Annotated in this window: 23 protein-coding genes; 19 read left to right on the top strand and 4 right to left on the bottom strand. The window is 70.7% G+C overall.

Translation table 11 applies throughout. The features are described 5' to 3' along the window. Positions 1-6 precede the first annotated feature (6 nt). The 4 genes from A4R43_RS24210 (at position 7) to A4R43_RS24195 (ending at position 3,684) form a co-directional block, all read left to right on the top strand. Positions 7-969, top strand: coding sequence for a hypothetical protein (locus tag A4R43_RS24210; protein ID WP_113694436.1), 963 nt, complete (start codon positions 7-9; stop codon positions 967-969). Further along, entirely contained in the window at positions 966-1,925 is a 960-nt protein-coding gene (locus A4R43_RS24205; RefSeq protein WP_113694435.1) for a nucleoside triphosphate pyrophosphohydrolase, read from the top strand. Before A4R43_RS24210 ends, A4R43_RS24205 begins: the two co-directional genes overlap by 4 nt. A gap of 314 nt (positions 1,926-2,239) precedes the next feature. Then, the gene (locus tag A4R43_RS24200; protein WP_472240943.1) at positions 2,240-3,076 is read left to right on the top strand and encodes a lysozyme family protein; all 837 of its coding nucleotides are present in this window, start codon (positions 2,240-2,242) and stop codon (positions 3,074-3,076) included. 11 nt (positions 3,077-3,087) lie between these two features. Further along, the gene (locus A4R43_RS24195; protein WP_113694434.1) at positions 3,088-3,684 is read left to right on the top strand and encodes a class I SAM-dependent methyltransferase; all 597 of its coding nucleotides are present in this window, start codon (positions 3,088-3,090) and stop codon (positions 3,682-3,684) included. Here the strand turns inward: A4R43_RS24195 and A4R43_RS24190 are convergent. Together A4R43_RS24190 and A4R43_RS24185 are read right to left on the bottom strand one after the other, a co-directional pair. Further along, the gene (locus tag A4R43_RS24190; protein WP_113694433.1) at positions 3,666-4,268 is read right to left on the bottom strand and encodes a class I SAM-dependent methyltransferase; all 603 of its coding nucleotides are present in this window, start codon (positions 4,266-4,268) and stop codon (positions 3,666-3,668) included. The genes A4R43_RS24195 and A4R43_RS24190 overlap by 19 nt on opposite strands. Further along, positions 4,265-5,149, bottom strand: coding sequence for an NAD(P)/FAD-dependent oxidoreductase (locus A4R43_RS24185; protein ID WP_113694432.1), 885 nt, complete (start codon positions 5,147-5,149; stop codon positions 4,265-4,267). The genes A4R43_RS24190 and A4R43_RS24185 overlap by 4 nt, the downstream gene beginning before the upstream one ends. Positions 5,150-5,214: 65 nt before the next feature. Here A4R43_RS24185 and A4R43_RS24180 point away from each other — a divergent pair, with 65 nt between their 5' ends. Next, the gene (locus tag A4R43_RS24180; protein ID WP_113694431.1) at positions 5,215-5,787 is read left to right on the top strand and encodes a helix-turn-helix domain-containing protein; all 573 of its coding nucleotides are present in this window, start codon (positions 5,215-5,217) and stop codon (positions 5,785-5,787) included. Here the strand turns inward: A4R43_RS24180 and A4R43_RS24175 are convergent. After that, on the bottom strand, positions 5,784-6,185 hold the full coding sequence (locus A4R43_RS24175) for a tetratricopeptide repeat protein (protein WP_113694430.1): 402 nt from the start codon (positions 6,183-6,185) through the stop codon (positions 5,784-5,786). The genes A4R43_RS24180 and A4R43_RS24175 overlap by 4 nt on opposite strands. A 118-nt stretch (positions 6,186-6,303) precedes the next feature. Between A4R43_RS24175 and A4R43_RS24170 the strand changes: the two genes are divergently transcribed. The 14 genes from A4R43_RS24170 to A4R43_RS24100 all read left to right on the top strand — a co-directional run bounded on the left by A4R43_RS24170 (position 6,304) and on the right by A4R43_RS24100 (position 21,872). Beyond that, on the top strand, positions 6,304-6,765 hold the full coding sequence (locus A4R43_RS24170; protein ID WP_113697845.1) for a VOC family protein: 462 nt from the start codon (positions 6,304-6,306) through the stop codon (positions 6,763-6,765). Positions 6,766-6,846: 81 nt separating this feature from the next. Then, positions 6,847-8,133 carry a phosphopyruvate hydratase gene (eno, locus tag A4R43_RS24165; RefSeq protein WP_113694429.1) on the top strand — a complete coding sequence of 429 codons (1,287 nt, stop codon included), beginning with the start codon at positions 6,847-6,849 and terminating at the stop codon, positions 8,131-8,133. 6 nt (positions 8,134-8,139) lie between these two features. After that, on the top strand, positions 8,140-8,661 hold the full coding sequence (locus tag A4R43_RS24160) for an FtsB family cell division protein (RefSeq protein WP_113694428.1): 522 nt from the start codon (positions 8,140-8,142) through the stop codon (positions 8,659-8,661). Between the two features lie 14 nt (positions 8,662-8,675). After that, positions 8,676-9,203: a DUF501 domain-containing protein gene (locus A4R43_RS24155; protein WP_113694427.1), complete on the top strand. Its 528-nt coding sequence runs from the start codon at positions 8,676-8,678 to the stop codon at positions 9,201-9,203. Between the two features lie 64 nt (positions 9,204-9,267). Further along, positions 9,268-10,374, top strand: a complete 1,107-nt coding sequence (locus A4R43_RS24150; protein WP_236808223.1) for a lytic transglycosylase domain-containing protein — start codon at positions 9,268-9,270, stop codon at positions 10,372-10,374. Positions 10,375-10,632: 258 nt separating this feature from the next. After that, positions 10,633-11,793, top strand: coding sequence for a lytic transglycosylase domain-containing protein (locus A4R43_RS24145; RefSeq protein ID WP_113694426.1), 1,161 nt, complete (start codon positions 10,633-10,635; stop codon positions 11,791-11,793). A gap of 68 nt (positions 11,794-11,861) precedes the next feature. After that, positions 11,862-12,818: a Ppx/GppA phosphatase family protein gene (locus tag A4R43_RS24140; RefSeq protein WP_113694425.1), complete on the top strand. Its 957-nt coding sequence runs from the start codon at positions 11,862-11,864 to the stop codon at positions 12,816-12,818. 172 nt (positions 12,819-12,990) lie between these two features. Then, entirely contained in the window at positions 12,991-14,616 is a 1,626-nt protein-coding gene (locus A4R43_RS24135) for a peptide ABC transporter substrate-binding protein (protein ID WP_113694424.1), read from the top strand. 1 nt (position 14,617) lies between these two features. After that, on the top strand, positions 14,618-15,544 hold the full coding sequence (locus A4R43_RS24130) for an ABC transporter permease (protein WP_113694423.1): 927 nt from the start codon (positions 14,618-14,620) through the stop codon (positions 15,542-15,544). Next, positions 15,537-16,442, top strand: a complete 906-nt coding sequence (locus tag A4R43_RS24125) for an ABC transporter permease (protein WP_113694422.1) — start codon at positions 15,537-15,539, stop codon at positions 16,440-16,442. Before A4R43_RS24130 ends, A4R43_RS24125 begins: the two co-directional genes overlap by 8 nt. A 6-nt stretch (positions 16,443-16,448) precedes the next feature. After that, the gene (locus tag A4R43_RS24120) at positions 16,449-17,432 is read left to right on the top strand and encodes an ABC transporter ATP-binding protein (protein ID WP_113694421.1); all 984 of its coding nucleotides are present in this window, start codon (positions 16,449-16,451) and stop codon (positions 17,430-17,432) included. Positions 17,433-18,132: 700 nt separating this feature from the next. Then, positions 18,133-19,131, top strand: coding sequence for an ABC transporter ATP-binding protein (locus tag A4R43_RS24110; protein WP_113694419.1), 999 nt, complete (start codon positions 18,133-18,135; stop codon positions 19,129-19,131). A gap of 70 nt (positions 19,132-19,201) precedes the next feature. After that, positions 19,202-20,929 (top strand): S8 family serine peptidase, encoded by a 1,728-nt coding sequence (locus A4R43_RS24105; RefSeq protein ID WP_236808222.1) that lies wholly within the window; start codon positions 19,202-19,204, stop codon positions 20,927-20,929. A gap of 103 nt (positions 20,930-21,032) precedes the next feature. Beyond that, positions 21,033-21,872: an SAM-dependent methyltransferase gene (locus tag A4R43_RS24100; RefSeq protein WP_113694417.1), complete on the top strand. Its 840-nt coding sequence runs from the start codon at positions 21,033-21,035 to the stop codon at positions 21,870-21,872. Between the two features lie 35 nt (positions 21,873-21,907). On the opposite strand, the gene A4R43_RS24095 is transcribed toward A4R43_RS24100, so the two are convergent. Continuing rightward, positions 21,908-23,377, bottom strand: a complete 1,470-nt coding sequence (locus A4R43_RS24095; RefSeq protein ID WP_113694416.1) for a S10 family peptidase — start codon at positions 23,375-23,377, stop codon at positions 21,908-21,910. Positions 23,378-23,402 lie beyond the last annotated feature (25 nt).

Genomic DNA, 23,402 nt, shown 5'->3' with positions numbered 1-23,402 from the left:
GCTGTGATGCGGATCATGGGTCGCCCGCGGGCGCTGGTTGCCGTTCTGACCACCGGTCTTCTGCTCGCCGGCTGCGGGGCCGGGCCGAGCCAGGTGGACTCCGCCGTGATCATCGGCGACCGGTCCGTGCCGCTGGAGTCGGTGCAGCAGGAAGTCAGCTGGCTGCTGAAGAACTCGCCCGACGCCCAGCAGGCGCAGCAGCAGCGCAAGCTCGACCTGAACGCGCGGGTGGTGGTCGACGGCCGCATCATGCACGAGCTGATCTCGATCGCGGCGCAGCGCGAAGGCCTGCGCGCGGATCCGATGCAGGTCAACGAACTCATCGAGCGCAGCGGTGGCGCCGCGGCCATCGCGCCGCGCGTGAACACCTCGGTGGAGCGCGTGCCCGAGTTCGTCTCCGACTTCCTGCTGACCCAGGAGCTGGGCGCCAAGTACGCGTCTTCGCTGTCGGTGGACGTGGTCGGCACGGTGATCACCGAGGAGGCGCCGGGATCGACCGCGAAGGACCAGGCGCTCGCACTGGCCAAGAAGATCGCCGACCAGCCCGCGCGGGCTGGTGAGGTGATCAGCGAGTCGAGCTACCGGGTGCTGGAGCAGCCGCTGAACGTGGCCGCGACGCAGGGTGAGCAGAGCGGTGCGGAAGCGCTGCCGGGCAGCGCGTTGTTCGGCGCGAAGCCGGGCACGGTGGTGGTCGTGCAGCCGAGCCAGCAGCAGGCGGGCTGGTTCGTCGCGCTGGTGAAGAACCGGACGACGGCGTCCTCGGCGCCGCAGACGCCGATCGCACCGGATTCGGAGGCGGTCTACCAGCTCGGCAAGCGCCTGCTGCAGCCGATCGCGGAGGAACTCGGGATCAAGGTCAACCCGCGGTACGGGGTGTGGGACGTGGCGAGCATGGCGGTGCTGCCGAACGCCGACGAGGCGACGGGCTACCAGTTCCCGGCCAAGGCCGTGCAACCATTGCGTCCATGAGCCTTTCGCGCGCGACGGTCGTCCTGGCACCCGCGGCGCTGCCCGCTGTCCTGCCCGCCGCCGCGTGGCCCGCGCTGCGGGCGGCCGACGTGGTCTACGCGGCCGGTGACCTGCCCGAGGTGACCAGGGTGGCGCTGGACGCGAAACCAGCGCCCGAGCCCGAGGAACTGCTGCGCGCCACCGGTTCCGTGGTGCTGGTCGCGGCGGACCGCGGCGAGCCGGGCGCGGCGGCGCTGCTCCGGGCCGGGGCGGCGCTGGTCTCGGTGCCGGTGCCCGCGGTGGTGGACGCGGTGGCCGTGATGGACAGGCTGCGCTCGCCGGGTGGTTGCCCGTGGGACGCCGCGCAGACGCACGACTCGCTGCGGCAGTACCTGGTCGAGGAGACCTACGAGCTGCTGGAGGCCATCGAAGACGGGGACAGGGCGGCGTTGCGCGAGGAACTGGGCGACGTGCTGCTCCAGGTGCTGTTCCACGCGCGCGTGGCGGCGGAGTCTTCGGAGGACCCGTTCGACATCGAGGACGTCGCGGGGGAGCTGGTGGCGAAGCTCGTCGGGCGGCACCCGCACGTGTTCGCCGGTGACGAGGTGGTCCACACGGCCGAGCACCAGCAGGTGCGCTGGGAAGAGCTGAAGCAGACCGAAAAGCAGCGGGAGTCCATTGTGGACGGCGTGGCGCTCGGGCAGCCGGCGGTGGCGCTGGCGGGCAAGCTGGGGCAGCGCACGGGCCGGGCCGGGCTGCCGTACGACCTGTTCCCGTCGGGCGATTCCGAAGCTGAGCGGCTCTTCCGCCTGGCCGCGGGCGCGCGTCGTGGCGGGCTGGACCCGGAAGGCGAACTGAGGGCCGTCGCGAAGCGCTTCGCCGCCGACGTGCGAGCCGCCGAAGCCGCCGCGAGGGCTGCCGGGATCAACCCGCAAACCCTGGAAGCTGAGGCCTGGCGCCGCTTCTGGCCGCGTTGAGGTGGGTTGACCTGGTGCATTCCGGGGTCCCACCCCGGCTTTTCATTGTTTTTGGCTGTGGGCCGGGATGGGGAAGGGGGAGTCTGGGTGGGTTCCTGGGGTGTGGTGCCCGGCTCTCGGTTTGGGCCCGGTCTCGGGTTTGCGCCCCGGCTCTCGGTTTGGATGGGCTCTCGGTTTGGATGGTGGTGGGCACCTTTGTGAGGTGGGCTGCGGGTGGGGCACAGTCGTTAGGGCGTGGCTGCTGGGTGCATCGCCGCGGTACTACTCGCAGCATTGCTGGGCGCCAGGCGGGGCCGGGCACGTAACCTGAACGGGTGGTCGAACCCTCGTCTTCGCCTGTTGAGGCGTTGCCTCGTCCGCCGCGGCCGCGCCGGTCCGGGTTGGTGGCCCGGCTCGCGCTGGTGGCGACGCTGATCGTGGCCGGGCTCGTGCTCATCCTCACCATCGGCGTGACCCGCGACGACCAGCGCGAATCCCGGACCGCCCCGCTCCCGGTGCCCGACCAGCGCCCCCAGCCGGGCGCCGCGGTGCCGAAGGCCGCGTTGCCCGCGCCCGAGGACCGCCTCAACGCCTCCGACCAGGCCGAGCTCGACGCCTGGGCGCAGCGCGTCGGCCGCGCGACCTCGGTGCCCGAGCGCGTCCTGGCCGGGTACGGCAAGGCCGAGATGTGGATGCGCTCGCAGCAACCGGGCTGCCACATCTCGTGGTCCACGCTCGCCGGGATCGGCCGTGTCGAATCGCAGCACGGCGGGTTCGGCGGCGCCGAGGTGGGCGCCGACGGCCGCGTGACCAAGCCGATCATCGGCATCCCGCTCGACGGTTCTCCCGGCGTCAAGGCCGTGCCCGACACCGACGGCGGAAAGCTCGACGGCGACACCCAATGGGACCGCGCGGTCGGCCCCATGCAGTTCCTGCCCGCTACCTGGCAGCGGCACGCGGCCCGCGCCGCGGGTGACGGCGGCACCCCCGACCCCCAGAACATCGACGACGCCGCGCTCACCGCCGCCCGCTACCTCTGCTCCTCCGGCGGCGACCTGAGCCAGCCGGAAGGCTGGTGGAAGGCCGTGCTCACCTACAACGAATCGGTGCCCTACGGCCAGGACGTGTTCAGCGGCGCCGATGCCTACGCCACCGCCGTTCCCGCGCAGTAGGATCGGCGATCATGGGGCCCGCATTCCTGTTCGACGAGCAAGCACCCGCCTACGACGCCAACGGATTCCACGAGCTGGTCGCCACCGAGCTGGTCGCGGGCCTCGACGCGCCGGCGGCGAACGTGCTCGACGTGGCCACCGGCACCGGAGCCGCCGCGTTCGCCGCGCTGCGCCTGCTCGAGCCCGCGCGCGTCACCGCGATCGACCTCTCCAGCGGCATGATCGAGCGCGCGAAGCAACGCGCCGCCGAACTCGACCCGGACGGGCGGATCGACTGGCTGACCGCGCCCGCCGTGCCCGCGCCGATGTCCGAAAAGGACCCGGTGGACCTGGTGCTGTGCGCCTCCTCCCTGCACTTCCTCGGCATGGCCGCGCTGGCGGACTGGCGGCGCGTGCTCCGGCCCGGCGGGCAGGTCGCCTTCACGCTGCCGTTCGCGGGGACCTTCAACCCGTCCGGGCCGATCGCCGAGCACGTCGCCACCGACCTGCCCATTCCGTCCGATGTGGACGAAGCGGCCGCGGTCGCGGCCGGGTTCGCCGGCGTGCGGGCCCGCCGCTTCGAATCCGGTGACCGCGTGGTCTTCCTGGTCTACGGCCGCAAACCCTGACGCCGCAGGCGGAGCACGTTGTCCAGGCCGGTGCCCGCCTTGCTCTCCGGGTGTTCGACCACCTCGTCGGTGTCGATCACCCACTCCGGCCCGAGCGCGAGACCGGACAGCACCTCCTCGGTGGTCGGCAGCGGCCCGTGCTCCGGGTGCTCACCGGCGTGCCCGATGATCACCAGCGACCCGCCCGGCGCGACCGCCGCTTTCGCCGCCAGGCCGAGGATGTGGTTGCGCTCGTGGTCACCGGCCACCGGCGAGTGCAGGAACGAGGCGCAGACCAGGTCGAACTCACCGTCCGGAAAGGACACCGACAGGTCGTGCCGCTGCCACTCGACGCGGTCGGCGACCCCGGCTTCAGCGGCGTGCGCGGCGGCGCGCTTCAACGCGGTGGCCGACACGTCGACCCCGGTGACGCGCCAGCCCTGCGACGCCAGCCAGACCACGTCGGCGCCCTCACCGCAGCCGAGGTCCAGCGCGGTACCCGGCCGCAGCTCGGCCACCTCCCGCACCAGCAGCGCGTTCGGCTTGCCCGACCACACCTCGCGCTCGGCGTAGAAACCCTCCCAGAACTCGGTCGCCTCGCTCATTCGCCCGCTCCGATCAGGTCCGCGTGCATCGCGATGGCCGCTCGCGCACCGTCACCGGCGGCGGTGATCACCTGCGCCCGCAGGTCGATCACGTTGCCCGCCGCCCACACCCACGGCACGCTCGTCCGCCCCGTCCGGTCCACTTGCACCAGTCCATCGTCGCCGTGGGCGCAGCCGAGCCCGGTCAGGATGCGGTCCTTCGGCACGAACTTCGGCGCGACGAACAACGCGTCCCGCTCGACCACCGTGCCGTCGGCCAGCTCCACCCCGCGCAGCCGGTGCTCCGCGGTGGCCAGGCGGGCGACCGGCCCGGACACCACCTTCACCCCGCGCGCGCTCAGCCGGGCCAGCGCGTCGGCGTCCGGCGGGCTCTGGTGCCCGAAGAACACCACGTCGTCACTCCATTCGCGCAGCAACTCGGCCTGGTGCACCGAGTTCGGCGAGCTGCCGAGCACGCCGATCCGCTGGTCGCGGACCTCCCAGCCGTGGCAGTACGGGCAGTGGTGCACGTCGATCGCCCACAGCTCGGGCACCCCGGGCAGTTCGGGCAGCTCGTCGGTCAGCCCGGTCGCCACCAGCAGCCGCTTGGCGCTGAGCAGCTGCCCGTCGGCCAGTTCGACCGTGCGGTCGTGCCGCACCCGGCGCACCACGCCGTCCACGATCTCGCCGCCGTAACCCTCCACTTCGGACCGTCCGATGGCGAGCAGGTCGCCGGGCGGCATGCCGTCGCGGGAAACGAACCCGTGCACGCCGTCGGCCGGGGCGTTGCGCGGGTTGCCCCCGTCGACCACCGCCACCCGCCTTCGCGCCCTGGCCAGCACCTGAGCCGCGTTCAGCCCGGCCGGCCCGCCTCCGATGATCACCACGTCGTATTCGCTCATGCCTCGAGCATCCGCAGCCGCGGGCGATCTGGCAAACATGTTTGCCAATCTGGCAAAATCGGGGCATGTCCGAGATCGAGCGGGTACTGAGCGGAGTCGGGCCGCGGCTGAAAGCGCTGCGCCGGGAGCGGCGGATGACGCTCGGGGCGCTTGCCGAAGCCACCGGGATCTCGTCGAGCACGTTGTCCAGGCTGGAGTCGGGGCAGCGCCGCGCCACCCTGGAACTGCTGCTGCCGCTGGCCCGCGCGTACCAGGTGCCGCTGGACGACCTGGTCGGCGCGCCCGCGACCGGCGATCCGCGGGTGCGCATCGAGGCGAAGCGGGCCAACGGCATGACCACCATGGCGCTGAGCAACCGCCCCGGCCAGCCGCAGGCGTACAAGCTGATCGTGCCGCCGCGCGGCGAGGTGGAGCTCAAGGTCCACGAGGGCTACGAGTGGATGTACGTGCTCGACGGCAAGCTGCGGCTGGTCCTCGGCGACCGCGACATGGTGCTCGGGCCGGGGGAGGCCGCCGAGTTCGACACGCGCGTGCCGCACTGGTTCGGCGCGGCGGGCGACTACCCGGTCGAGGTGCTGTCCCTGTTCGGCAAGCAGGGCGAACGCGCCCACCTGCGCGCGAAAGCCGGGCGGCGCTAGGGCTTGTCCTCGCGCAGGGCCAGTCGCGCGGTCAGCTCGGACACGCCGTCCTGGTAGTCGGCCACCGGGTACATCGCGTTCGCCATGCGCATCTGGCCGAGCGCCTCGGCGAGCCTGCCCATCCGCTGCAGCGTGCGCCCGAGCACGAACCGTGCGTAGTGGTCGGTGGGGTCCAGTTCGACCACCCGGGTCAGCGCGGCTTCGGCGTGCCGCAGCTGGGCGGACAGGAAGTAGGCGCGCCCGGCGAGCAACTGCACGCTGGGCTTGTCCGGCTCGGCCGCGAGCACGGGCTCGAGCAGCTTCAGCGCCTCGAGCGGGCGGCGGGCCCCGACCAGGTGCTCCGCCTCGCGGAACGCCGCGAACCGGTCCTCTGCGGGATCCTGTTCATGAGCAACCATGGTCCTTTCGACGGTACCCGCGCACGTGGTCCCACGCGACGGTTGGATTGGTGATCAACCCGGCATCCGGGAGGGGGCGTGCCGCGCGTCCGGCTTTCACATGGTGGACTTGCCCGTCATGAGCGATGAGCACGAACAAGGGCCGCGGTACCTCGGGCTGGCTCCGTACCTCTACTACACCGACGCCACCGAGGCGCTGGACTGGCTGGTCAGGGTGTTCGGCTTCACCGAGAAGGTGCGGTTCGTCGACGCCTCCGGGGTGGTGTTCCAGGCCACCCTCCAGGCCGGCGACGCCGAGGTGCAGCTGGCGGGCGCCGGCTCCGACTACTGGGAGTCCAAGGGCGTCGAAGGACCGGTCGGCCAGCTCAACATCGTCTACGTGGACGACGTCGACGCGCAGTACACCCGGGTCTGCGCGGCGCTGGGCGAGGACGCCGACCTCGCGCCGCCGCAGGACCAGCCCTACGGCGCGCGGGTGTTCACCGTGCCCGACTGCGGTGGCAACAGCTGGACCTTCTGGCAGCAGGTGTCCGACCAGGTCGAGCTGCCGGCCGGCTGGCAGGTCATCCGCAACGAGTGACGTGAGCCTCCAACGGGTGACACCCGGCAACGGCTACGCTGGGCGGCGTCGTGGCTGGGACAACCGGACGAGGAGCAAGGCGTGGCGGTAATCGAGCAGGTAGGCGCGCGCGAGATTCTGGATTCGCGCGGCAACCCGACGGTCGAGGTGGAGGTGGCCCTCGACGACGGCACGCTGGCGCGGGCCGCGGTCCCGTCGGGTGCGTCGACCGGTGAGTACGAAGCCGTCGAGCTGCGTGACGGCGACACCGCCCGCTACGGCGGCAAGGGCGTGGAGCGCGCGGTCGCCGCGGTGCTCGACGAGATCGGCCCCGACCTGGCCGGCGTGGACGCGGTCGACCAGCGCATCGTCGACCAGAAGCTGGTGGACCTCGACGGCACGCCGGACAAGTCCCGCCTCGGCGCGAACGCCATTCTCGGTGTCTCGCTGGCGGTCGCCAAGGCCGCCGCGGACTCGGCCGAGCTGGAGCTGTTCCGCTACCTCGGCGGGCCGAACGCGCACGTGCTGCCGGTGCCGATGCTGAACATCCTCAACGGTGGCGCACACGCCGACACCGACGTGGACATCCAGGAGTTCATGATCGCGCCGATCGGCGCGGAGTCCTTCCGCGAGGCGCTGCGCTGGGGCACCGAGGTCTACCACTCGCTCAAGTCGGTGCTCAAGGGCCGCGGCCTGGCCACCGGCCTCGGTGACGAGGGCGGGTTCGCGCCCAGCCTGAAGAACAACCGCGAGGCGCTGGACCTGATCATCACCGCCATCGAGAAGGCCGGCTACGTGCCGGGGCGTGACGTCGCGCTCGCGCTCGACGTGGCGGCCACCGAGTTCTTCGCCGACGGCGCCTACACCTTCGAGGGCGCGAAGAAGAGCGCCGAGCAGCTGATCGGCTACTACACCGAGCTGGTCGACGCGTACCCGCTGGTGTCCATCGAGGACCCGCTGGGCGAGGACGACTGGGACGGCTGGGTGCGGCTGACCGCCGAGCTGGGCGAGCGCGTCCAGCTGGTCGGTGACGACCTGTTCGTGACCAACCCGGAGCGACTCGAGGACGGCATCACCCGCCGCGCGGCGAACGCGCTGCTGGTGAAGGTCAACCAGATCGGCACGCTGTCCGAGACGCTGGACGCGGTTTCGCTGGCCACCTCCTACGGCTACAAGTCGATGATGAGCCACCGCTCCGGCGAGACCGAGGACACCTTCATCGCGGACCTGGCGGTCGCCACCGGCGTCGGCCAGATCAAGACCGGCGCGCCTGCCCGCGGTGAGCGCATCGCCAAGTACAACCAGCTGCTCCGCATCGAGGAGACGCTGGCCGACGCCGCCAGGTACGCCGGTGACCTGGCCTTCCCGAGGTTCACCCCGGAGTCCTGATCCAGCATGGCCGAGCGCGGCGGAAGAAGCCGGGAGCGCACCGGCGGGCGGGCGAGGAAAACCTACGCCCGCCGGCCGGCGCGTGTGCACCGCGAGGGCAGGCGTGCCCGGCTGCGGCGGGGCTGGAGCGCGAAACGCGCTTCCGGGGCCGCCCGCGTGCTCGGCCTGTCGAACACCCGGCGCGCGGCGGTGGTGGCGATCGTGGTCTGCGCGCTCGCCTTCACCATCGCCGTGCCGCTGCGCACCTACCTCACCCAGCGCTCGGAGGTTTCCGAGCAGCAGCAGCAACGCGAGCGCCTGCGTGACGAGGTCGCCCAGCTGGAGGCCCGCAAGGCCGAGCTGGCCGACCCGGCCCAGGTGCAGGCGGAGGCACGGCGGCGGCTGCGGTACGTGATGCCCGGCGAGACCCCGTACATGGTGCAGCTGCCGGAGGACAAGCAGCAGGCGCCGAACCAGGGCCCGGCCGAGCAGGCACCGCCCCCGTCGGGGCCGTGGTACGAGCGCCTGTGGGACCAGGCGACGGGGTAGTTACGCTGACCGCCGTGAGCAGCACCGAAACCCCCCAGTTCGAACCCGTCACCGAGCAGGACAGGGCGGTGATCGCCGAGCAGCTCGGCCGTCCGCCGCGTGCCCTGCGCGCGGTGGCGGCGCGCTGCCCGAGCGGGCACCCGTCGGTGGTGCAGACCAGCCCGAAACTGGAGAACGGCACGCCGTTCCCCACGCTGTACTACCTGACCTGCCCGCGCCTGGCCTCGATGGTCGGGCGGCTGGAGGCGTCCGGGCTGATGAAGGAGATGACCGACCGCCTGGCCGAGGACGAGGAGCTGGCGGCGGCCTACCTGCGCGCGCACCGGTCGTACCTGGCGCAGCGCGACGCGATCGAGCCGCTCGGGCACGAGGTCACCGCGGGTGGCATGCCGGGCCGGGTCAAGTGCCTGCACGTCCACCTCGCGCACACGCTGGCCTGCGGGCCCGGCGTGAACCCGTTCGGCGACGAGACGCTGGAGCTGCTGCGCGCCGAAGGCTGGCCGTCCGGCGACTGCGCGCCGACTGTCGCAAAAGGACAGTAACGTTCCCGCCGCCGCCGGAGATAGCTCAACCGGGTAGGCATCTGCGGGGAAAGGCGTTCTCGGCGTGCGGTTGTTCGCGGTCTCCGGCGCGGCCGGTGGAGTGTCCCAGGAATTCGGCCTGCGCCACCGGACGGCCATCGCGGTGTTCGGCGCGCTGCTCGCGGTCGCGCCCACCTTCGGGCTCACCGGCGGAACCGAGGGCTGGCTGGACAAAACGGGCCAGTTGGTGCCGCCGTCCGGCGGCGGTGAGCCGGGCTTCGGCATCGTCGGCGTGGACGGCAGCCTGCCGCAGCCGCCCGATCCCGAGGCGCTGCTGGTGGACGTGCCACCGCCCGGTCCGCTCGGCATTCCCGGCTCCGCCCTGCGCGCGTACCAGAACGCGGCCAATCTCCTGGGCTCCGAGCAGCCCGGCTGCCACATCGACTGGGCGCTGATCGCGAGCATCGGCCGCATCGAGTCGAACCACGCACGCGGCGGGTACCTGGACGAGAAGGGCAACACGCTCGAACCGATCCTGGGCCCGGTGCTCGACGGTGTCGGCCCGGTGGCCGCGATCCGAGACACCGACGGCGGCCGCTACGACGGCGACCCGGTGTGGGACAGGGCGGTCGGTCCCACCCAGTTCATCCCGTCGACCTGGCAGGGCTACGCCTCGGACGGCAACGCCGACGGCGTGACCGACCCGAACAACATCTACGACGCCACCCTCGGCTCCGGCCGCTACCTGTGCTCGGGTGGTCTGGACCTGGCCAATCCGGAGCAGTTGCGCACGGCGGTCTTCCGCTACAACAACTCCGACAGCTACGTGACCACGGTGCTCGCCTGGGCGGAGGCCTACCGCACCGGGGTGACCCCGCTGCCGGACAGCGAAGTGCCGGTGGGCGCGCCGAATCCGGTCGCCACGCCCGCGCCGGCGCCGGTCGCGCCGCCGCCCGCGCCGGTGGATCCCGGGCCGGACCCCGTGAACCCGCCGAACCCGCCTGCTCCAGGTGAGCCGGGGTCGTCGCTGCCGCCGTCGCTGAGCGAGCCGCCGCCGACCTGCGAATCCACGCCGCCGAGTTCCTCGGCGCCGCCTTCGTCGAGCACACCGCCGTCGTCCTCGCTGCCGCCGTGCGAGCCGAGCACGCCGCCGTCGTCGTCCGCGGTGCTTTCGGGGGCATCGGCACCCTAAGTACCCGCCGACGTTCTGTACAACGAAAGAACTAGGCCGTTCGGCCGCCGTTTGTTGCCGTTCGATGAACAGATCCGCCCCGGTTGTGGAAATCTGACAGAGCTGCGGGCTTTTGCGTGTTGCCGGTGTTTTCGCCCACTTCACATCCGGCATGCTGAGCTACGCAGTGCGGTAACGGCGCGACGTGGAGGTCACCGGGTGCGGGTGTGGCAGAGGCGCGGTACACGCGCGGGACAGAGCAGACGGCGGACGCGGGCCATGGCTTGGGGGGCGCCGCTGCTGGCGCTACCGCTCATGGTGCCCGCCAGCGGCATCGGCGGGTTCTCCCTGCTGGCCCAGGATTCCGGGCCCAGCCGCTACCTCGACGCACAGGGGCAACCGGTGGACGCGCAGGGCAATCCGCTCAGCGTGGACGGCAGCCTGCCCAACGGCGACTCCATCGGTGAGCAGCTGCTCGCCGACGCGGCCAACGCGGACGCGCTCAACGGCAACGCGGGCCTGCCGTCGGGGCCGCTGGGCATTCCCGGCTCCGCACTGAAGGCGTACACGCGCGCGGCCGACCACCTCGCCGCCAGCCAGCCGGGTTGCAACCTGCACTGGTCGCTGGTGGCCAGCATCGGCCGGATCGAGTCGAACCACGCGCGCGGCGGCAACGTCGACGCCGCCGGGTACACGCGTGCGCCGATCCTCGGCCCGGTGCTGAACGGCGCCGGCCCGGTGGCCGCGATCAGCGACACCGACGGCGGCGCCTACGACGGCGACACGGTCTGGGACCGCGCGGTCGGCCCGATGCAGTTCATCCCGTCCACCTGGCAGGGCTACGCCTCCGACGGCAACGGGGACGGCGATCGCAACCCGAACAACATCTACGACGCCACCCTCGGCGCCGGGCGGTACCTGTGCTCCGGCGGGCTGAACACCGCCGACCCGGCCCAGCGCGCCACCGCGGTCTTCCGCTACAACCACTCCGACTCGTACGTGCGCACGGTGCTGGCCTGGGCCGAGGCGTACGCGAAGGGCGTGCACCCGACCACGGACCAGCACGGTCCGGTCCTCGCCGCCCCGCAGGCCCCGACCGGCGGCGGCGCGCCGGGTGAGGTGCCGGTCCCGTCGGTTCCGCCGACCACCCCGGGCAACCCGCCGTCCACCTCGAACCCGCCGAGTTCGTCGAACCCGCCTTCGTCGTCGATCCCGAGCACCACGAACCCGCCTTCCTCGACCAAGCCGCCGAGCTCGTCGAACCCACCCAGCTCGTCGAACCCGCCGTCGTCGTCGAACCCGCCCTCGAGCAGCAACCCGCCCAGCTCGTCGACGCCGCCGGACTGCGTGGAGCCGGAGCCCGGCACCACGCCGGAGCCGCCTGCCGAGGGCGAGCCGCCGTTGTGCGAGGACACCTCCTCGACCACGCCTGCTCCCTGATCGCACGCCAGGCGCGAACGCCCACCAGCCCGCACGGGCCGGTGGGCGTTCGCCGTTAGGGTGGCGGTATGCCTCGTGTAGCCGCCATCGACTGTGGGACCAACTCCATCCGCCTGCTCGTCGCCGAGCTGACCGAACGCCATGACGGCACGTTCGACCTCCGCGACCTGCACCGCGAGATGCGCATCGTGCGGCTGGGGCAGGGGGTGGACGCCACCGGCAGGCTCGCGCCGGAGGCGCTCGAGCGCACCCGCGCCGCGCTGGCCGACTACACCATCGCCGCGCGTCGCAAGGGCGTGGAGAAGGTGCGCATGGTGGCCACCTCCGCCACCCGCGACGCGAGCAACCGCGACGAGTTCTTCGCGATGACCCGCGAGGTGCTGGGCACCGAGGCCGAGGTCATCAGCGGTGACGAGGAGGCCCGCCTGTCCTTCACCGGCGCGGTCGGCGAGCAGGACCCCGAAGACGGCCCGTTCCTGGTGGTCGACGTCGGTGGCGGCTCGACCGAGCTGGTGCTGGGCACCTGGGACGGCAAGCGCGCCGACGTGCTGGCCGCGCGCTCGGTGGACATCGGCTGCGTGCGGATCACCGAGCGCACGCTGAAGTCGGACCCGCCGACCGCCGACGAGATCACCGCCGCGCACAAGCTGGCCACCGAGGTGCTCACCGAGGCGTTCGAGGCGGTGGACGTTTCGCGGGCGAACTCGTGGATCGGGGTCGCGGGCACGGTCACCACGCTGTCCGCGGTGGCGCAGGAACTGCCGCAGTACGACACCGAGCGCGTGCACCTGTCGAAGCTGTCCCGCGCCGACATCGACCGGCTCGCCGAGAGCCTGCTCGGCGTGGACCACGCCGCCCGCGCCGCGAACCCGGTGATCCACCCCGGCCGGGTGGACGTGATCGGCGGTGGCGCGGTGATCGTGCGCGCGCTGGCCGAGCAGTTCGCCGCGCGCGGCGGCCCGGCCGAGCTGATCGTGAGCGAGCACGACATTCTCGACGGGATCGCGCTTTCCCTGGTGTCGTGACAAACGCGGTGCGGGGTTTACGGCATTCAGCGGATTCACGTTGCTCCGCCGGTGTAAGTCTGACGGAGTAATGTGGATCATCGTGATTCTTTCGCAATGATTTGCGTCTGTGGTCTGGCTCACCCCGCCGGATAGCGTGCCTGCAGTCTTTCTCCCTTCGATGGAGGCAAGAATGCGGACCACGCGGCTCATGGTGATCTCGATGTCGGCGGCACTCGTGCTGAGTTCGTGCGGGGGCGGTGGGGAGGACCCGGGCACCGGCGACGCCGACGCGGCCATCTCGGTGTTCAACACCGAACCGGAGAACCCGCTGGTGCCGGGCAACACCACCGAGTTCGGCGGTGGCCAGGTGCTGGACGCGATGTTCACCGGCCTGATCGCCTACGACCCGCAGACCACCGAGGTGAAGAACGCGGTCGCCGACTCGATCACCGACGTCGACTCGAAGGTCTACACCTTCAAGCTGAAGCCGGGCTGGAAGTTCCACGACGGCACCGACGTCAAGGCGAAGAACTTCGTCGACGCCTGGAACTGGACCGCGTACGGGCCCAACGCCACACAGGGCGCGCCGTTCTTCTCCGACATCCAGGGCTACGACGAGGTCAACCCGGCCGACCCGGACGGCAAGAGCGGGCCGCAGTCCGCGCCGCAGCCGACCACGGACAAGATGTCCGGGCTGAAGGTGATCGACGACCACACCTTCGAGGTGACGCTGAAGAACTCGTCGCCGGTGTTCAAGGTCAAGCTCGGGTACACCGTCTACGCGCCGCTGCCGGATTCGTTCTTCGCCGACAAGGCCGCCTTCGAGGCCAAGCCGATCGGCAACGGGCCGTTCAAGTTCGTCTCGCGCCAGGTCGGCACCGACGTCAGGCTGACCAGGTTCGACGAGTACGCGGGCCTGGACAAGCCGAAGTTCAAGGACCTGACCTTCAAGGTCTACCAGAGCCGCGAGGCCGCCTACCCGGACCTGGTCGGCAACCAGCTCGACTTCATCGAGGAGCTGCCGCCGAGCGCGCTGGCCGGGCAGCAGCACAAGACCGATCTCGGCGACCGCGTGGTGGAACGCGATTCGCTGATCAACCAGACGCTGGCCTTCCCGCTGTACGAGGAGAAGTACCAGAACCCCGACCTGCGCAAGGCGATCTCGATGGCGATCAACCGCGAGGAGATCACCACCCGCATCTACGAGGGCAGCAGGCAGCCGGCCGACGGCCTGGTGCACCCGCTGCTCAAGGGCTACCAGAAGGGGCAGTGCGGCGAGCTGTGCACGTACAACCCGGAGAAGGCGCGCGAGCACCTGGCGAAGTCCGGGTTCACCGGCACGCTGAAGATCATCAGCAACGCCGACGGCGGGCACAGCGAATGGGCCACCGCGGCGGCGAACAGCATCAAGAACACGCTCGGCATCGAGTGCGTCTTCGAGCCCGCCACCAGCCTCGGCGAGTTCCGCCAGAAGATCAACGCCCGCGAGATGACCGACATGTACCGCGCGGGCTGGGTCGCCGACTACCCGTCGATCGAGAACTTCCTCAACCCGATCTACCGCACCGGCGCGTCCTCGAACGACGGTGAGTACTCGAACCCCGAGGTGGACGCGAAACTGGCCGCCGCGGACACCGCGCCGTCGGAGGAGGAGAGCATCAAGCTCTACCTCGAAGCCGAGAAGATGATCCTGAACGACCTGCCGTTCGTTCCACTGTGGACGCAGAACACCATCGGCGGCAAGAGCGACCGGCTGGCCTCGGCGAAGCTCAGCGCGTTCCGGCAGCTCGACCTGACCAGCGTCGAAGTGGCCTGAGTTGGGCCGGTATGTGCTGCGGCGGCTGCTGCAGATGGTGCCGGTGTTCCTCGGCACCACCTTCGGCATCTACCTGCTGGTGTGGGCGCTGCCGGGGGACCCGTTCGCCGGGAAGTGCGGTGAGCGGGACTGCCCGGACGAGTTCGTCGCGGCGATGAACGAGAAGTACAACCTGGACGACTCGATCTTCGTGCAGTACGGGAAGTACCTGTGGAACCTGCTGCGGGGTGACTTCGGCGAGACGTTCTCCCAGGTGCCGGTGAGCGAGCTGATCGCGAACTCGTACCCGGTCACGCTGCGGCTGGCGCTGGTGGCGCTGGCCATCGAGGCGCTCATCGGGGTCACCGCGGGCGTGGTCACCGGGCTGCGGCGGCGGGGGTTCCTGGACAGCCTGGTGCTGGTGTCCACGCTGTTCCTGATCTCCATCCCGGTTTTTGTCACCGGGTACGTGCTGCAGCTGGTGCTCGGGCTGGAGTGGGGGATCATCAATCCCACGGTTTCGTCGAAGGCGGGCTTCGGTGAGCTGATCGTGCCGGGGTTCGTGCTGGCCAGCCTGTCCATGGCGTACGTGGCCCGGCTGACCAGGGCCAGCATCGCCGAAACGCGGCGTGCGGACTACGTGCGCACGGCGGTGGCGAAGGGGCTGCCGCAGTCGCGGGTGGTCGGTGTACACATGCTGCGCAACGCGGCGCTGCCGGTGATCACCTTTCTCGGCACCGATCTCGGCGCGTTCATGGGCGGCGCGATCGTCACCGAGGGCATCTTCAACATTCCCGGCATCGGCGGGCTGATCTTCAAGTCCATCCAGGCCAAGGAAGGCGCCACGGTGACCGGGCTGGTGGTCCTGCTGGTGCTGGTCTACCTGGTGATGAACCTGCTCGTCGACCTGCTGTACGGCGTGCTCGACCCGAGGATCCGCTATGACTGACCCGGCAACCGCGGCGACCGGGGTGTCCGCGCGGCCCCGAGGCCTGTTCAGCGACGCGTGGCGCGACCTGCGGCGACGGCCGATGTTCTGGATCTCGTCGTCGATCATTCTGGTGATCGTGGTGATGGCGCTGTTCCCGTCGCTGTTCACCTCGGCGGACCCGAACCTCGGCGACCTGACGCGGCAGCGGCAGCCACCGTCCGCCGAGGCGTGGTTCGGCTACGACAACCAGGGTTACGACATCTACGCGCGGGTCATCCACGGCGCGCGAGCGTCCATTGTGGTCGGTGTGCTGGCGACGCTGGGCGTGGTGCTGCTCGGCGGGGTGTTCGGCATTCTCGCCGGGTACTACGGCGGCTGGCTGGACACGGTGATCTCGCGGATCGCGGACGTGTTCTTCGGGCTGCCGTTCGTGCTCGGCGCGATCGTCATCCTGACCACGCTGAACTCGGCGGGTGACGCCGGTGCGGTGCGGATCGTGGTGCAGGTGGTGCTGTCGATCGCTCTGCTGTCGTGGCCGGTTTCGCTGCGGATCATGCGCTCGGCGGCGATTTCGGCGAAGCAGCAGGACTACGTGAAGGCGGCGCGGGCGCTCGGTGCCGGCGGGCGGCGGATCATCTTCCGCCACCTGCTGCCGAACTGCCTGGCGCCGGTGCTGGTCTACGCGACCATCGCGCTCGGCGCGTTCATCGGGGTGGAGGCGACGCTGTCCTACCTGGGCATCGGGCTGCGGCCGCCGGTGGTCTCGTGGGGCGTGATGATCAACGACGCGCGGACGTACGTGCGGGCTGCCCCGCATTTGCTGTTGTTCCCGGCGGGTTTCCTGGTCACCACGGTGCTGGCGTTCGTCATGCTCGGTGACGCGGTCCGCGAAGCACTCGACCCGCGGGCCCGGTGATCCACAATGGACAGACTGCTGGAGATCGACGACCTGCGGGTGGAGTTCCGCACGCCGGACGGGGTGGCCACGGTGCTCAACGGGGTGAGCTACCACGTGGACGCGGGGGAAACGCTGGCCGTGCTGGGGGAGTCGGGGTCGGGCAAGAGCGTGACCGCGCAGGCGGTGCTGGGCATCCTGGACACGCCGCCGGCCGTGGTCACCGGTGGCTCGATCCGGTTCCGGGGTGAGGACCTGCTTAGTGTTGGTGCCCGCCGTCGCCGCGAGGTGCGCGGTGGCGGCATCGCAATGATCTTCCAGGACGCGCTTTCGGCGTTGAACCCGGTGTTCACGGTGGGGTTCCAGATCGAGGAGCAGCTGCGGTTGCGGAAGGGAATGAGCCGCCGGGCGGCGCGGGCGCGGGCGGTGGAACTGCTCGATCTGGTGCACATCCCGAACGCGGCTTCGCGGGTGCGGGAGTACCCGCACCAGTTCTCGGGCGGGATGCGGCAGCGGGCGATGATCGCGATGGCGCTGGCGCTGGACCCGGAGCTGCTGATCGCCGACGAGCCGACGACCGCGCTGGATGTGACGGTGCAGGCGCAGATCATGGACCTGCTGGCGGAAATCCAGGCTGAGCGGCGGATGGGCCTCGTGTTGATCACGCACGATCTGGGGGTTGTCGCCGAAGTGGCCGATCGGATTGCCGTAATGTACGCCGGTAGGATTGTTGAACAATCCGACGTCCATACGTTGTTCCAATCCCCCGCGCACCCCTATACGGCGGCGCTGATGAACTCGCTGCCGCGTCTGGACCAGAAGGGGCAAAGCCTGGAGACGATCAGGGGCCTACCGCCCAGCCTGCTGAACATCCCCGGGGGCTGCCCTTTTCACCCACGGTGCAAGCGAGCCGAGCGCGTCTGCTCCACGGACCGCCCGCCCCTGCTGGAACCAGCACCGGGCCGGTACAGCGCCTGCCACTTCGCCGCCGAGGTAATGCACAATGCCTAACCCGCACCGGGCTCCCGCCACTCCCTTCGGCCACCCACCCACGCCACCCGGCCTCAGCCTCGGTCTCGGCCTTCGCCTCCGCCCCGGCCCCGGCCTCCGCCCCGGCCTCCGCCTCCGCCCCGGCCCCGGCCTCCGCCCCGGCCTCCGCCTCCGCCCCGGCCTCCGCCTCGGTCTCGGTCTCCGCCTCCGCCTCCGCCTGCCTCACGCCCCGCCCCCACTCCGGCGCACGTCCCAAACACCCCCACTCCCAGCCCCGGCGAACCCACAAACGCCCCCGCTCCGGCGCGTGCCACGAACGCTCTCACCTCCGCTTCGGCGAGCCTCACCAACGCCGAGCCTCCGCCCGGCGAGCGTCACGAATGGCTCCGCCCTCGGCGAGTGCCACGAACGCGCCCGTCCCCACTCCGGCGCCCGTCCCCACTCCGGCGCGCGTCACGAATGTGGCTTTCGAGACGTTGGGCGTCCCGAATGTGGCTTTCGTGACACCGACCGGCGCCCCCTCGCGCCCCTGCCGCTCGCCCCGACTCACGCTTCGAATCCCAATTCGCCCCGCCGGGCCCCAACCCGCCCCTCCGCGCCGAACACGAAAGCCACATTCGTGTCCTCCGCCCACCGCGACTTCGGCCGCCGAGCCAAAGGCAAAGCCCTCGGTCACCAAAAGCTCCCAACTCCACCGAGCGAAGCGACGGGGTGAGGCACCGTGAATGAGCCGATTCTCCGGGTCTCCGGCCTGGTCAAGTACTTCCCCGTCCGTACCGGCGTCCTCTTCAAGCGGACCGTAGGGCAGGTCAAGGCCGTAGACGGGGTCTCCTTCGACCTCGCCGCCGGGGAGACGCTCGGCATCGTGGGCGAGTCGGGGTGTGGCAAGTCCACGCTGGCCCAGGTCCTCCTCCGGCTCGAAGAACCCACCGCCGGCCGCGCGTACTTCGAGGGTCGCGACATCTTCGCCATGCGCGGGGCCGAACTCCGCCGTCTCCGTCGCGACATCCAGATCGTGCTCCAGGACCCGTACACCTCGCTCAACCCGCGGATGACCGTCGGCGACATCGTCGGCGAGCCGTTCGAGATCCATCCCGAAGTCGCCCCGAAAGGTGACCGGGCGGGCAAGGTGCGCGAACTGCTCGAGGTCGTCGGCCTCAACCCCGAGCATCTCAACCGCTACCCCCATCAGTTCTCCGGCGGCCAGCGCCAGCGCATCGGCATCGCCCGCGCGCTCGCCCTGCGCCCGAAGGTCATCGTCTGCGACGAACCCGTTTCCGCACTCGACGTGTCCATTCAGGCACAGGTGATGAACCTCCTGGAGGATTTGCGCGCCGAATTCGGTTTGTCCTATGTGTTCATCGCGCACGACCTTTCCGTGGTCCGGCACCTGTCCACCAGGGTCGCGGTGATGTACCTCGGCCGCATCGTGGAGATCGGCACCGAGGACGAGATCTACCATCGACCGTCCCACCCGTACACCCAGGCGCTGTTGTCCGCCGTTCCGGTAGCCGACCCGTCACTGCGCGGCAACCGCCAGATAATCCGGCTCGAAGGCGACGTGCCGAGCCCGGTGGACCCGCCGTCCGGCTGTCCATTCCGGACACGCTGCTGGAAGGCGCGGGACCGCTGCGCCGAGGAGACCCCGGCGCTCGAACCGCGGGCGGGCGGGCATTCCAGCGCCTGTCATTTCGCCGAAGAACGCCACGTTGTTCCCTAACTTTCGTCGGTGTTCCGTTCTTGGTGCGCATCGGTAGATTCCGCCCGTTGCTTTCATGGGAGGAATCAGCGTGAAGAGAAGCAAGCTCCTGTTCGCGGTGCTCGCCGTGCCGCTGGCCGGCGGGGTGCTGGCCGCGCCCGCGGTCTCCGCGCGGCCGGACCTGTCCGGCGCCGCCACCGAGTTCACCGTGCTGGCCGCGCCCGGGCAGAGCGTCGCCGACGCCGAGCGGGCGGTCCGCGACGCGGGCGGCACCGTGGTGAAGTCCAACGCCGCGATCGGGCTGGTCACCGCGAGCGCGCCGGCGAACGGTTTCAGCGAGCGGGTTTCCGCCGACCACGCGATCTACGGCGCCGCCAAGGCGCAGGCGATCGGCCACGCGCCGGTGCGGGACACCGCGCCCAAGGCCGACGTGGTGGAGAAGGAGTCGCGGCAGGCCCCGGCGGCCAAGAAGGGCAAGCCGAACGCGTCCGCCCCGGTCGGCACCGACCCGCTGGACGAGCAGCTGTGGGGCCTCAAGTCGGTCCGCTCCGACCTCGCGCGCACCGTCCAGCCCGGTGACCACCGGGTGAAGGTCGGCGTGCTCGACACCGGCGTCGACGGCACCCACCCGGACATCGCGCCGAACTTCGACGCGGCGCTCTCCCGCAACTTCGTCCGCGACATCCCGGCCGACGAGGCGGGCAACGAGGTCGACGGGCCGTGCGAGTTCCGCGGCTGCGTGGACCCGGTCAACCACGACGACGGCGGGCACGGCACCCACGTCGCGGGCACCATCGGCGCCGCGGCCAACGGCTTCGGCCTGTCCGGCGTCGCCCCGAACGTCAGCATCGTGAACGTGCGTGCCGGCCAGGACTCGGGCAGCTTCTTCCTGCAACCCGTGGTCGACGCCATCACCTACGCCGGCGACGCGCGGCTCGACGTGATCAACATGAGCTTCTTCGTGGACCCGTGGTTGTACAACTGCCAGGCCAACCCGGCCGACTCGCCGGAGCGCCAGCGCGAGCAGCGCACCATCACCGAGGCGGTCAACCGCGCGCTCGACTACGCGCACGGCAAGGGCGTCACGCAGGTGGTTTCGCTCGGCAACCAGCACAGCGACCTCGGTGCGCCGCAGCCGGACACGGTCAGCCCGAACTTCCCGGTGGACACCAACTACCAGCGCGACATCGACAACGCGTCGTGCGTGACGCTGCCGGTCGAGGGCAACCACACCATCGGCGTCTCCGCGTTCGGCCCGTCGCAGGCGAAGGCGGACTACTCGAACTACGGCGTCGAGCAGATCTCGGTGTCCGCGCCGGGTGGTTACTACCGCGACTACTTCGGCACGCCGTGGTTCTCCACCGTGGAAAACCAGATCCTGTCGACCTATCCGCGCAACGTCGGCGTCGCCGAGGGCATGATCGACGCGGACGGCAACATCACCCCGGACGGCGTCGAGGCCGGGGTCCAGAAGGCCACCGCGCCCGACGGCCGCGTCGGCTACTACCAGTGGCTGCAGGGCACTTCGATGGCTTCGCCGCACGCCACCGGCGTGGCCGCGCTGATCGTCGCCCAGTACGGCAAGCCGGGCCGGGGCGGCTTCGGCATGGACCCGGACGCCGTGCAGCGCGTGCTGGAGGGCACCGCGGCGAAGATCGCCTGCCCGGTGCCGCGGACCGTGGACTACCTGGACGAGGGCCGCGACGCCAGTTACACCGCCACCTGCACCGGTGACACGGCGTTCAACGGCTTCTACGGCCACGGCGCCGTCGACGCCTACGCCGCGGTGACCCGCGGCAAGGAGCACCTGCGCGGGTAAGGATTCGCGAGAAGTCGTGGGCGCCGGGGAAACCTTGGCGCCCACGACTTTTGCCCGGTTGTGGGGTAGAACTGTGGCACACCGCGTCCAGGATGGGAGCCCGATGACCACGAGCGATGCCAGCCGCCTCGGTGACTCGATCGACAAGGTCTCCGTCGGCCGGGTCTACGACTACCTGCTCGGCGGCACGCACAACTACGCCGCGGACCGCGCGTTCGCCGACGAGCAGATGAAGGCACTACCCGACATCAAGCGCTTCGCCAGGTCCAACCGCGCGTTCCTGGGCCGCGCGGTGCGGTACGCGGTGGAGTCGGGCATCCGGCAGTTCGTCGACATCGGCTCCGGCCTGCCCACGCAGGGCAACGTGCACGAGGTCGCCGAGGAAGCGGCGCCGGGCGAATGCCGCGTGGTCTACATCGACAACGAGCCGATCGCCCGCGCGCACGCGGAAATCCTGCTCGAACGCACCGCCGACCCGACGCGCCACCGCGCCATCGACGCGGACTTCTTCGACGGCCCGCAGCTGTGGCGCCGCGTGCGGAACACCGGGCTGATCGACGAGACGCAGCCGGTCGCGCTGCTGCTGGTGGCGTTGCTGCACTTCATGCCGGACGACACCAAGCCGCACGAGACGCTGCGCTACTACCTCGACCGCCTGCCCGCGGGCAGCATGGTCGCCATTTCCCACATCCACGTGGACCCGAAGGACCTCGCGACGATCGCCGCGGGTGACAAGGTCGCCGCCGCGTACCGCAAGCAGACCAACAACCCGGCCGTCCCGCGGCCGAGGCCGGCCATCGAGGCCTTCTTCGAAGGGCTCGAACTCGCCGACCCCGGCCTCGTCTGGCTGCCGCAGTGGCAGCCGGACGGGGACGAGCTGTTCGCCGACCAGCCGGAGAAGTCCCGCGGCCTGGCGGGCGTCGGCTGGAAGACGACCACTTAGGACGTCCGTTCAGGACGGCCTTTTAGGACGGCCTTTTAGGACGGAACGGCCGAGCGGATGAACGCCGCCAGGTCGGCCGCCTGCTGGACCCGTGAGGGTTCGTGCACGTACATCATGTGGCCGGCCGGGTAGTAGGCGCGGTCGATGTTGCCGTGCAGTTCCTCGGGGATCTCCAGGTGCGCCAGCACGTTTTCCGAGCCGTAGTACGGGGTCGCGCCGTCGTAGTGGCCGAAGGCGACGTGCACCTTCAGGTGCGGGTTCGCCCGCATCGCCGAGCTCAGCGAGCGCACCGCGGACACCGCGCGGCCCTCGAAGTCGCTGTAGGACCACTGCTGGAACACGTCCATCGACAGGATCTCGTAGGGCAGATCGCTCTGGTAACCCAGTTCGGCGCGCACGTAGTGGTTGAACGCGGCCGAGTAGGCGCCGATGATCCGGGAGATCGAGGCGTCGTCGCTCATCTGCTCGCGGCCGCCGTCCGGCTCCCAGGTGGTGAACCGCCCGTCCATCCGGCCGACGGTCAGCCCGCGGTCCCGCAGCAGCTCGGTGAAGAACCGCACGTGCTCGATGCGCAGGTTGACGCGGTCCACATAGGACTCGCTGAGCCCGGTCAGCCGGGCCACCTCGCGCACCGCCGCCGCCCGCTCGTCGGCGGTCAGCCGGGAACCGCGCTGCAGCGCCCACGGCAGGTCGCGGGCGGCGAACGCTTCGGCTTCGGCGAGCACCTCGTCGAGCGGCCGGTCGCCGTGGAACCCGTGGTAGTGCGCGATCGCCGCGTAGGTGGGCAGGTAGCTGACGTAGGCCTGCTCGTTGCCCTCGGTGAACCGGATCGAGCCCATGTCCAGAACGGACGAGATCAGCAGCAGCCCGTTGAGGTACATGCTGTGGCGTTCCTGCAGGTGCGCCGCCAGTGCCGCCGCGCGCAGCGTGCCGTAGGACTCCCCGGCCAGGAACTTCGGCGAGAGCCAGCGCCCGTTGCGTGAGGTCCACAGCCGGATGATCTCGCCGACCGACTCCACGTCCGGGGTGAAACCGAGGTAGTCCTTCGGCTTCTCGCCGGTCACCGCGCGCGAGAAACCGGTGGACACCGGGTCGATGAACACCAGGTCGCTGTGCGCCAGCAGGCTTTCCGGGTTGTCCGCCAGCCCGTACGGCGGCGGGGCGGGGGAGTCGACGTCCCCGGACACCACGCGCCGCGGCCCCAGCACCCCCAGGTGCAGCCAGACGCTCGACGAACCGGGTCCGCCGTTGAACGCGAAGGTCACCGGGCGGGTCGCCGGGTCGGCGTCGTCCAGCGTGTAGGCGGTGAGGAAGACCTCGGCCTTGGCCAGGTGCCCGTCGAACTTGCCGTCAGTGAGCACTTCCTTCTTGAGCACGATCCGCCCGGTCTGGGCGGTGTAGGCGAGGTCGCGGCCGTCGATCGCCAGCGTGTGCGTGCTGGTGACCAGGTCGTCGCTGGGTTCGGGCGGCTTGGTTTCCCCGTCGGTCTTAGCTGTTTCCGGCATGCCCCGAATCTAGATCACAATGGTG

Origin of the sequence: Amycolatopsis albispora (genome assembly GCF_003312875.1) — a bacterium.
In the GTDB taxonomy this organism is placed as follows: domain Bacteria; phylum Actinomycetota; class Actinomycetes; order Mycobacteriales; family Pseudonocardiaceae; genus Amycolatopsis; species Amycolatopsis albispora.
Note: the sequence above shows the minus strand (reverse complement) of the source record. Positions and strands in the feature narration are given on the sequence as shown.